The organism is Cyanobium sp. BA20m-14 (assembly GCF_024346295.1).
In genome coordinates this window covers 1-10,248 of record NZ_JAGQCR010000110.1, presented here as the reverse complement: position 1 = coordinate 10,248, position 10,248 = coordinate 1, and the positions used below count along the sequence as shown (strand labels likewise).

General features: G+C 60.7%; 12 protein-coding genes. 9 read left to right on the top strand and 3 right to left on the bottom strand.

The features are described from left to right. Positions 1–39: 39 nt before the first annotated feature. From glgB to KBZ07_RS11030, 5 genes are all read left to right on the top strand, one after another. The gene (glgB, locus tag KBZ07_RS11050) at positions 40–2,364 is read left to right on the top strand and encodes a 1,4-alpha-glucan branching protein GlgB (RefSeq protein WP_254931661.1); all 2,325 of its coding nucleotides are present in this window, start codon (positions 40–42) and stop codon (positions 2,362–2,364) included. Positions 2,365–2,390: 26 nt separating this feature from the next. Continuing rightward, positions 2,391–3,449 (top strand): uroporphyrinogen decarboxylase, encoded by a 1,059-nt coding sequence (hemE, locus tag KBZ07_RS11045; RefSeq protein WP_254931660.1) that lies wholly within the window; start codon positions 2,391–2,393, stop codon positions 3,447–3,449. After that, positions 3,446–4,456: an NAD(P)-dependent oxidoreductase gene (locus KBZ07_RS11040; RefSeq protein ID WP_254931659.1), complete on the top strand. Its 1,011-nt coding sequence runs from the start codon at positions 3,446–3,448 to the stop codon at positions 4,454–4,456. The genes hemE and KBZ07_RS11040 overlap by 4 nt, the downstream gene beginning before the upstream one ends. Then, positions 4,453–4,788, top strand: coding sequence for a plastocyanin/azurin family copper-binding protein (locus KBZ07_RS11035; RefSeq protein WP_254931658.1), 336 nt, complete (start codon positions 4,453–4,455; stop codon positions 4,786–4,788). The genes KBZ07_RS11040 and KBZ07_RS11035 overlap by 4 nt, the downstream gene beginning before the upstream one ends. A 114-nt stretch (positions 4,789–4,902) precedes the next feature. Continuing rightward, complete coding sequence (locus KBZ07_RS11030) at positions 4,903–5,244, top strand: c-type cytochrome (protein ID WP_106501929.1); 342 nt, start codon at positions 4,903–4,905, stop codon at positions 5,242–5,244. 150 nt (positions 5,245–5,394) lie between these two features. On the opposite strand, the gene KBZ07_RS11025 is transcribed toward KBZ07_RS11030, so the two are convergent. After that, positions 5,395–5,601: a hypothetical protein gene (locus KBZ07_RS11025; protein ID WP_254931657.1), complete on the bottom strand. Its 207-nt coding sequence runs from the start codon at positions 5,599–5,601 to the stop codon at positions 5,395–5,397. 57 nt (positions 5,602–5,658) lie between these two features. Between KBZ07_RS11025 and KBZ07_RS11020 the strand changes: the two genes are divergently transcribed. Together KBZ07_RS11020 and clpB are read left to right on the top strand one after the other, a co-directional pair. Beyond that, positions 5,659–5,982, top strand: coding sequence for a hypothetical protein (locus KBZ07_RS11020; RefSeq protein ID WP_254931656.1), 324 nt, complete (start codon positions 5,659–5,661; stop codon positions 5,980–5,982). 108 nt (positions 5,983–6,090) lie between these two features. Further along, complete coding sequence (clpB, locus tag KBZ07_RS11015; protein ID WP_254931655.1) at positions 6,091–8,721, top strand: ATP-dependent chaperone ClpB; 2,631 nt, start codon at positions 6,091–6,093, stop codon at positions 8,719–8,721. Position 8,722: 1 nt separating this feature from the next. Here the strand turns inward: clpB and KBZ07_RS11010 are convergent, their stop codons facing one another. Continuing rightward, positions 8,723–9,190, bottom strand: a complete 468-nt coding sequence (locus KBZ07_RS11010) for an HIT family protein (protein WP_254931654.1) — start codon at positions 9,188–9,190, stop codon at positions 8,723–8,725. 24 nt (positions 9,191–9,214) lie between these two features. Beyond that, positions 9,215–9,667, bottom strand: a complete 453-nt coding sequence (locus tag KBZ07_RS11005; RefSeq protein WP_106501934.1) for a secondary thiamine-phosphate synthase enzyme YjbQ — start codon at positions 9,665–9,667, stop codon at positions 9,215–9,217. An 80-nt stretch (positions 9,668–9,747) separates the two neighbouring features. Here KBZ07_RS11005 and KBZ07_RS11000 point away from each other — a divergent pair, with 80 nt between their 5' ends. After that, positions 9,748–9,987 (top strand): hypothetical protein, encoded by a 240-nt coding sequence (locus KBZ07_RS11000; RefSeq protein ID WP_254931653.1) that lies wholly within the window; start codon positions 9,748–9,750, stop codon positions 9,985–9,987. Next, on the top strand, positions 9,984–10,248 hold a 265-nt coding region (locus KBZ07_RS10995), incomplete at its 3' end, for a DCC1-like thiol-disulfide oxidoreductase family protein (RefSeq protein ID WP_254931652.1). The genes KBZ07_RS11000 and KBZ07_RS10995, both read left to right, overlap by 4 nt.

Below are 10,248 nucleotides of genomic sequence, written 5' to 3'. Positions count from 1 at the left end.
CAAAGACGCCTAAGCTCGCCTTCCGATCGCTGCTGGTACATGTCCTTGCTCACCCTTAACTGGATGGCGGAGGATTGCCAGCGGCTGGCTGAATGCCGGCACGACCACCCGTTTGCGGTGCTGGGTCCCCAGCCCCTCGAATCGGGCGGTTGGGTGCTGCGCGTCTGGATGCCTGAGGCAGAGCGTGTTGAGCTGCTGATCGATGGCCAATCGCTGCCGATGGCCACTCCGAATCACCCTTGGATTTTCGAAGCCCCTTGGGGCAGTGATCCTGGTACTTCCTATCAGGTGCGGGTCAACCGCGGCGGCATAGAACACGTGCAGCCCGATCCCTGGTCGTTTCGCCATGAATGGATGGGCGAACTAGACCGCCTGTTGTTTGCAGAGGGCAACCACCACCACATTTGGCGCCGCATGGGTGCCCACGTGGTGGAGCACAACGGCGTCAAGGGCGTTCAGTTCTGCCTCTGGGCCCCCAATGCTCGGAGCGTGGCGGTGCTAGGCAATTTCAACGGCTGGGATGGCCGCCACCATCCGATGCAGGCAAGGGTGGGAGGATCCTGGGAGCTATTCATTCCGGGGCTTAAGCCAGGTGAGATTTACAAATACGAGGTAAGAGCTCAAAACGGGCACTGCTATCAAAAAGCAGACCCCTATGGCTTCCGCCATGAGATTCGTCCCAACAATGGCTCAATCGTTGAGTCGCTTGCGGGGCACCAATGGCAAGACTCGGGCTGGATGCAGGAGCGGGATAGCCGCAACCCCCTCGACCAGCCGGTGTCTGTGTATGAAATGCATCTGGGCAGCTGGATGCACGGCGCTGCCGACCAGCCCTACATCGAAGCTGACGGCACACCGCGCCCGCCGGTGCCTGCAGCCGATCTCAAACCCGGCGCTCGCCTGCTCACCTATCCAGAGCTAGCTGATCGGGTCATCCCCTATGTGAAAGCCCGCGGCTTTACCCACATCGAGCTGATGCCCATCTCGGAGCATCCCTTCGATGGTTCCTGGGGCTACCAAGTCACGGGCTGGTACGCCCCCACCAGCCGCTTTGGCACACCGGATGAGTTCCGCGCCTTCGTGGATCGCTGCCACGCCGAAGGCATTGGCGTGATACTCGACTGGGTGCCAGGCCACTTCCCCAAAGATGCCCACGGCCTGGCCTTCTTTGATGGCGCCCATCTTTATGAGCATGCCGATCCGCGCATCGGCGAGCACAAGGAATGGGGGACCCTCATCTTCAACTACAGCCGCAACGAAGTGCGCAACTTCCTTGTGGCAAACCTGGTTTATTGGTTTGAGGAGTTCCACATCGACGGCATCCGCGTAGATGCGGTGGCCTCCATGCTTTATCGCGACTACCTGCGCCCAGACGGTGAATGGTTGCCAAATGACCATGGCGGCCGTGAAAACACCGAGGCCGTTACTTTCCTGCAACAGGCCAACCACGTGCTGTTCGAGCACTTCCCTGGAGCACTCTCGATCGCCGAGGAATCCACCACCTGGCCCATGGTTACCCAGCCCACCAGTATTGGCGGCCTCGGGTTCAACCTCAAATGGAACATGGGCTGGATGCACGACATGCTCGATTACTTCGAGCTAGATCCCTGGTTCCGCCAATTCCATCAGAACAACGTTACCTTCTCAATCTGGTACGCCTTCACCGAGAACTTCATGCTGGCTTTAAGCCACGACGAAGTGGTGCATGGCAAGAGCAACCTCTTGCACAAAATGCCAGGTGACGACTGGCAAAAATTTGCCAACGTGCGGGCACTGCTGGCATACATGTGGACCCATCCCGGCAAGAAAACCATCTTCATGGGGATGGAATTTGGCCAGAGGGCTGAGTGGAATGTGTGGGGGGATCTGCAGTGGGAGCTGCTGGAGCACGACTCTCACCAGGGGCTGCAGCATCTTGTCGACGATCTCAACGTCTTCTACAAATCGGAGCGGGCTCTCTGGGGCGACGACTTCAGCGAATTCGGCTTCCAGTGGATCGATTGCAACGACAATCGCCACTCGATCATCAGCTTCATGCGGCGTGAAAGCGCCACGGGCAAGTGGCTTGTGGTGGTGGCCAACTTCACTCCCCAGAGCCATTCCCACTACCGAGTGGGCGTACCGCTGGAAGGCTTCTATGAGGAAGCTTTCAATACCGATGCTGAGCGCTACGGCGGCAGCAACCTGGGCAACCTGGGCGGCAAATTCACCGACCAGTGGGGGATCCATGGCTATGACCAATCCCTGGATCTCTGCCTACCACCCCTTTCAGTGCTCGTCTTCCGCCGGGACGAAATCCGCAGCCAGCAGTTGGATAAAGACACCTGTGACGAAGCCAGCGGGTCCGGGGCCCTGCTCGGGTAAGTTCTCGCTTCGCTCTGCTTGCAACCATGACCGAAACCGCCCCCCTGCTGCTGCGCGCCGCCCGAGGTGAGCAGGTGGAGCGGCCCCCGGTTTGGATGATGCGCCAGGCCGGGCGCTACATGAAGGTGTATCGCGACCTGCGCGACCGCCATCCCGGTTTCCGCGAGCGCTCAGAAAACCCAGATCTCTCCTACGAGATCTCCATGCAGCCCTTCCACGCCTTCAAGCCCGACGGCGTGATCCTCTTTTCAGACATCCTCACGCCCCTACCAGGCATGGGGATCAACTTCGACATCATTGAGAGCCAGGGGCCCCTGATCCAGGACCCCATCCGCAGCCTTGCCCAAGTAGAGGCTTTGCGAGCCTTGGAGCCGGCCGAGAGCATGCCGTTTGTGGGTGATGTGCTCACTCGTTTACGTCAATCGGTTGGCAATGAAGCTGCTGTACTCGGCTTTGTGGGTGCCCCCTGGACCCTGGCCGCCTATGTGGTGGAAGGCAAGAGCAGCAAGAACTACGCCGTGATCAAGGCGATGGCCTTCCAAGAGCCGGAGCTGCTGCACAAGCTCCTAGACCACTTCGCAGAATCAATTGCCACCTACCTGCGCTACCAAATCGATTCCGGCGCCCAGGTGGTGCAGATGTTCGATTCCTGGGCCGGCCAGCTCAGCCCCATGGATTACGACAGCTTCGCGGCGCCTTACCAGAAGAAGGTGGTGGATCTGGTTAAGCAAACCCACCCCGATACCCCCTTTATCCTCTACATCTCCGGCAGCGCCGGCGTGCTTGAGCGCATGGCAGGCACAGGGGTAGACATCATTTCGCTCGACTGGACCGTGGACATGGCCGAGGGCCTGGCCCGCCTACCCGAGCACATTGGCGTGCAGGGCAACGTGGACCCCGGATTGCTATTCGGCACCCCAGCGGCCATCCAGGCCCGCATCGACGACACCGTGCGCAAAGCCCGTGGCCGCAAGCACATTCTCAACCTGGGCCATGGCATCCTGCCGGGCACTCCAGAAGAAAACGGCCGCGCCTTCTTTGAAGCTGGCAAGAGTGTGATGGAGCGCATCGGAGCGGCGGCTTGAGCAGCCCCGCGGCAGGATCCCGGCCCCAGCGGATCCTGATCACAGGGGCTAGTGGCTGCGTTGGCCAATACATCACTGAGCAGCTTTATCGCCACAGCGATGCGGAGTTGCTGCTCCTGCTCCGTGATCCAGCCAAGCTCACGGTTGTTTCAGCAGATGATCCTCGGGTCACCCTGCTGGTCGGTGACCTGCGGGAGCTAACCCCCCATGCCGGTGCAATCGCCACCGCTACTCGCATCATCCACACGGCCACCGCCTGGGGCGATCCCCTAAGAGCCCAGCAGGTGAACGTGGACGCGGTCAAGCAGCTGCTGGCCTTCACCAGCCCTGTATGGCTGGAGCAGGTGATCTACTTCTCCACTGCCTCAATTCTGGATCGCCAGTTGCAGCTGCTGCCCGAGGCAGCGGAATTTGGCACTGAATACATCCAAACCAAGGCCCTCTGCCTGCAGCAACTGGAGGCCCACCCCCTAGCCGCCAAAATTGTGGCCGTATTTCCCACCCTGGTATTTGGGGGTCAGGTGGGTCCGGGCGACCGCCATCCCACCAGCTATCTCACCGCCGGGATTAAGGAGGCAACCCGCTGGTTGTGGCTTGCTAAGTGGCTGCGCACCGAAGCCAGCTTCCACTTCATCCACGCCGCCGACATAGCCCTGGTGTGCGCCCATTTGGCCACCCAGCCCCATCAGCCCAATCCGGAACCAAACCAGGGAGCTCTGCGGCGCCTGGTGCTCGGCCAGCCGCCGATCAGCATCAATGCCACCGTGACCCAGCTCTGCCGTTGGCGCCGCAGCTGGCAGCCACCCTTTGGGATCGACCTGCAAGGCTGGCTGATCGAAGCCCTGATCAAACTCCTACGCATTGAAGTCAATGCCTGGGATCGCTTCTCAATTCGCCAGCGCCACTTCGTGCACGAGCCGGTGAGCCCACCAGAACGCTTTGGCCTGGTGAGCTACGCACCAACGCTCCAAGCGGTGTTCGAAACCGCTGGCCTGCCGCACAGATGAGTAAGCACAGGCATGGTTGGCTGGTCGGGAGGCTGCTGCTGGGCTGCCTCGTGTTCACGATGCTGCTGGGCAACGACGAAGGCTTTCTGGTGTTCCAACCCGAGCAGCTGACGATCAACGCCGGAGACACAGTGAGCTTTGAAGTGCGGGGGCTCGGCCCCCACAACTTGATCGTGGCAGGCCATCCCGAATGGAGCCATGAACCGCTCAGCTTCGCTTTGGGCGAAAGCTGGGAGCAAAAATTTGATACGCCCGGCCGCTACGCGATCTGGTGTGAGCCCCATCGGGCAGCAGGGATGACCGCTGAAATCAACGTCTTGGCACCTGGCTGATCCCACCGCACAGCCAACTTTGTGGCAATTGTTTCGAACCTGGTTGCCAGAGGTCACATCAGCCCCGTTCACGCCTTAATTTTGTCGAGTTGCCCATGCTTTTAAGCGCCCCCCATGCGCCGTCTCTTCTCTCTGATCGCTCTCTGCCTAGCGCTCGTGCTGGGTGCTGCTCCTAGCTTCGCTGCCGATGTGGCCCATGGCGGCCAGATCTTTTCCGCCAACTGCGCCGCTTGCCACATGGGTGGTGGCAACGTTGTTAACGCCGAGCGCACCCTTAAGCAGGATGCCCTAACCGCTTACCTCGCCAACTACAGCGAAGGCCACGAAGCTGCCATTGCTTACCAGGTAACGAACGGCAAGAACGCCATGCCTGCCTTCGGTGGCAAGCTCAGCGAAGGTGACATCGCCGATGTCGCTGCCTACGTCGAAGACATGTCTTCTAAGGGCTGGGCCTGATCTAAGGGCTGGTCTTCCGGGGCCGGTGTTCCTGGGCTGGTCTTCCTGACTCAATTATCCAATTAGTCCTTCAGCAAACCCCGGCCAAGGTCGGGGTTTTTTGTTGGCCACCGAAGCCGAGCGAACATCCGGGAAAATTCTGCCCGGATCTCAGTTCTGGCCTCGGCGGGCAGCCAGCACGGCCAGATAAAGCTCCTCCGGAACCTCGCGGATGTCGTATTCGCTGGGCAGCACACCGTGCACATACCGATGCACGGCCATCCAGCAGTTGCGCTCCGGATCCCGACCCGTGCCATCGAACTCCCGGGACTCAGCAGCCAGCTGCTCAATCAACGGCTCGTTCCAGGTGTCGTTCACGGCAGCTATCCCCCATGCAGGGGGCCAGAGTGGGCCCAGTCTGAACTAAGCATCGGCATGGCAGCCCATACCCCCTCGCCCCAGGCCCGACTGCTGATGAGCATGGATGCCGTGCTGCTGGGACTCGCCATCGCCGGGGCTGCGCTGCTGGGAGGCTTCCAAGGCCAGGCTCAGGCTCAGGCCTTGCCTAAGCCTCCCTGTCCACTGGTGGTGCCCGCCAGCCAGAAACTGCTCCAGCCCAGGCGGATCCAAGCCAATCAAGTGCAGGCAAAGAACGCGATGGGCTGCCTATCCCCCGCCGACGCGATGTATGGAGCGGATGGCTGTCCGCTGCGCATGTGCGGCGCCGATGCTGGTGTGATTCAGCTCCCGAAGAACTAGGCCCACCAGCTCGGGGGAGGACCGACTCAATCCGGTCGGTTCTCCTCGCTGCTGAATTGAGACAACGGACATACGTTTAATCCAGCAGCTCAAACGAGGCAAGTGGCCATGCATCCCACCGCCGAAATTTTCACCGAAAAAGCCTGGGCCTCCGTGGTGGCAGCCCAGCAGTTGGCGCAGCAGCGGCGTCAGCAGCAAATGGAAAGCGAGCACCTGCTCGCCGCCCTACTAAGCCAGCAGGGCTTGGCAGGCCGCATTCTGGAAAAGGCCGGCGTGGATGTGGGCACCCTTAGCCAGAAGGTTGAGGCCTGGATCCTCGCTCAGCCAAGCCTTAGTGCACCTCCAGACAACGTCTATCTCGGCAAGGGGCTCAATACCGTTCTTGACCAGGCTGACGAGCTCAAACAGTCCTACGGCGACAGCTACATCGCGATTGAGCACCTACTTCTGGCGCTAGCGATCGACGACCGCTGCGGCAAGCAATTGCTATCTCAAGCGGGCACAAACACCAACAAACTCAAAGAAGCCGTACAGGCCATCCGCGGATCCCAAAACGTGACCGATCAGAACCCAGAAGGCACCTACGAATCCCTGGAGAAATACGGCAGGGATCTCACGGCCGCAGCCCGCGAGGGCAAGCTCGATCCGGTGATTGGCCGCGATGAAGAGATCCGCCGCACGATCCAGATCCTCAGCCGCCGCACCAAAAACAACCCGGTGCTGATAGGAGAGCCCGGAGTGGGCAAAACGGCGATTGTGGAGGGCCTAGCCCAGCGCATCGTCAATGGGGACGTGCCCCAGGCGTTGCAGAACCGCCAGCTCGTGTCTCTCGATATGGGCGCCCTGATCGCCGGTGCCAAATACCGCGGTGAATTCGAAGAGCGGCTCAAGGCCGTGCTCAAGGAGGTCACCGCCTCGGAGGGGCAGATCGTGCTGTTCATCGACGAGATCCACACGGTGGTGGGGGCCGGCGCCAGCGGCGGCGCCATGGATGCCAGCAACCTGCTCAAACCGATGCTGGCCCGGGGCGAGCTGCGCTGCATTGGCGCCACCACCCTCGATGAGCACCGGCAACACATCGAGAAGGATCCGGCCCTAGAGCGCCGCTTCCAGCAGGTGTTCGTGGATCAACCCACGGTGGAAGACACCATCTCGATCCTGCGGGGTCTCAAAGAGCGCTACGAGGTGCACCATGGCGTGCGCATCGCCGACAACGCCCTGGTGGCAGCGGCCGTGCTCTCCAGCCGTTACATCGCCGATCGCTTCCTGCCAGACAAGGCCATCGATCTGATGGATGAATCGGCCGCCCGCCTAAAGATGGAGATCACCTCCAAGCCGGAGCAGATCGACGAGCTCGATCGCCGCATCCTGCAGCTGGAGATGGAAAAGCTGTCTCTGGGGCGCGAATCCGACCCTGCCAGCAAGGACCGGCTCGAGCGACTGGAGAAGGAGCTGGCCGATCTCAGCGAACAGCAGAGCACCCTCAATGCCCAATGGCAGGCAGAAAAGAGCTCAATTGATGAGCTTGGCGCGATCAAAGAGGAGATCGAGCAGGTGCAGCTGCAGGTAGAGCAGGCGAAGCGCAACTACGACCTCAACAAGGCCGCCGAGCTCGAATACGGCACCCTGGCCGAGCTGCACAAGAAGCTGGCCGCCAAAGAAGAGGCGCTTAATGCCAGCGGCAGCGATAAAACCATGCTGCGTGAAGAGGTCACCGAAGACGACATCGCCGAGGTGATCGCCAAATGGACCGGCATCCCCGTGGCCAAGTTGGTCCAAAGCGAGATGGCGAAGCTGCTGCACCTAGAGGAGGAGCTGCACACCCGGGTGATTGGTCAGGCCCAGGCGGTCACCGCAGTAGCCGATGCAATTCAGAGATCAAGGGCAGGGCTGAGCGATCCCAACCGGCCAATCGCCAGCTTCCTTTTCCTTGGCCCCACGGGTGTGGGAAAAACGGAACTCTCCAAGGCCCTGGCAGCCCAGCTGTTCGATTCCGAGGAGTCGATGGTGCGCATCGACATGAGCGAGTACATGGAGAAGCACGCCGTGAGCAGGCTGATCGGAGCACCTCCGGGATACGTGGGCTACGAAGAGGGCGGCCAACTCACCGAAGCGGTGCGGCGCCGACCCTACGCCGTGATCCTGTTCGACGAGGTGGAGAAGGCCCACCCCGATGTGTTCAACGTAATGCTGCAGATCCTCGATGACGGCCGCGTCACCGATGGCCAGGGCCGCACGGTGGACTTCACCAACACGCTGCTAATCCTCACAAGCAACATTGGCAGCGCCTCGATCCTGGATCTGGCAGGCGATCCAGCCCGCCACGGCGAAATGGAGGCCCGGGTAAATGAGGCCCTCAGAGGTCACTTCCGGCCTGAATTCCTCAATCGGCTTGATGAATCGATCATCTTCCACAGCCTCAAGCAGGAGGAATTGCGCGAGATCGTGGAGCTGCAAGTGCAGCGGCTGGCCAGGCGCCTAGACGACAAAAAACTGGGGCTGCAGCTCAATGCCGATGCCCTCGACTGGCTTGCCGGTGTGGGCTACGACCCGGTGTATGGAGCCCGGCCGCTCAAGCGGGCTATCCAAAGGGAGCTGGAAACCCCTTTAGCCAAGGGAATCCTGGCCGGGACGTTCACCAGCGGCCACACCATCACGGTGGATGTTGCAACCGAAGGCGAGGCACGCCAGCTGCGCTTCCAGCAAAGCGAGCCGGCCAAGCTACCGGTGCTGGTGTAGCTCACTGCAATAGCTGGTCCGAAAAGCTGCTGCGGGCCCGGATCACCAGGTCCGCCACATGCTCAGGCGCTGCGGGCTGCAGCTCTCCAGCTGCTACAGCTCGATAGTGATCTGCCACCAACCAGGCGCTAGTGCGGGGATCGCCAGCAAAGCGGGGAATTAGGTGGAGGTGCAAATGGGGCGCACCCTCGCCAAAAGCAATCGCATAAACCCTGTCGCAGCCGGTTTGCTCCTTGAGCAGAGCGCTGGCGGAGCGCACAGCAACCCCCCAGGAGGCTGCCTCCTGGTCGTTGAAATCAGCCGGGCCCGCTACATGGCGGAGACTATCTAGGAGCAGCCAACCAACCAGGGGGGCGAGGTCGGGATGGTGGCGCAACAGCCAATGGGAACCGCGACCGATTTCATAAACTCCCCGCGCTGCGGGGTCGTCATGAATTCTGCAGATAGGACAGGGGGTGCTGCTGCTCATGGATCTAATCAAACGAATGGAGCCCTAAGAACCCAATAGGTGAAGTGTCAGCAACCGCTCGCTGCCCCTTCTGCGGTGCTCCCACAGATAAACAGCCTGCCAGGTGCCAAGTAAAAGACGGCCAGCCTCAAAAGAAAGGCTGAGCTGACTGGTGGTGAGGGCCGTACGAATGTGGGCCGGCATGTCGTCGGAGCCTTCATCAGCGTGTACGTAGGGTCGCAGTTCCCCACGGCCGCTGACCGGACGGATGCCCTCCTCGGGCACGAGGGCTCGCAGGTAGCTGGAAAGGTCGCGCAGTACGCGCGGGTCGGCGTTTTCGTTGATAGTTAGGCTGCATGAGGTGTGCAGACACACCAAGTTGAGCAGCCCTTGCTCCATGCCACTGGAGGCCAAGGCGGCGTTAAGTCGGCCAGTGAGGTCGGTAAAGCCCTCGCCTGGGGTCACCACCCGCAGGGTCTCGAGGCTTTGGCGAAGCATGCAGATGGATATGTTTCAGATCATCCATAGCATTCTGCCTAAGATAGGTTGATACCCATCCAGTGCCCCGAGAGGCTGCCATGCGCATATTACTTTCCTTGTTGATCGTTTTACCTGGCCTGGCAGCTACCGCCCCAGCCGCCCAAGCCCAGCGCCAGGTCTCGAAAATAGGCGACATCTGTCCCATGGGGTACGTAGACATGCTGAACGGCAAGTGCAGCACCCTGGGGCTGATGACTTACACGGTGCAACCCACCAATGGCAAGGCCTGCGCTGCAGGCTGGATGAACGTAGGCGGAAACTACTGCCGCAAAAAGTGAATTTTTCTAGCTACAAACACTTCAACGCAGCCGATTGCCCGGCTCTTACGCTTCTCTATGACGGGGGTTGCCCCCTGTGCCTGCGGGAGGTGGAGCTACTTGGCCGCAAAGACAGGCAGCGCCATGGGGAGTGCCTAAAACTCGCTTTCGTGGACATCGATCAGCCCGAATACAACCCAGATAGCTACGCCGGCATCAGCTATAGGGAAGCTATGGGGCGGATTCACGCCATTGATGCCAGTGGTGCAGTGCTGCGTGACG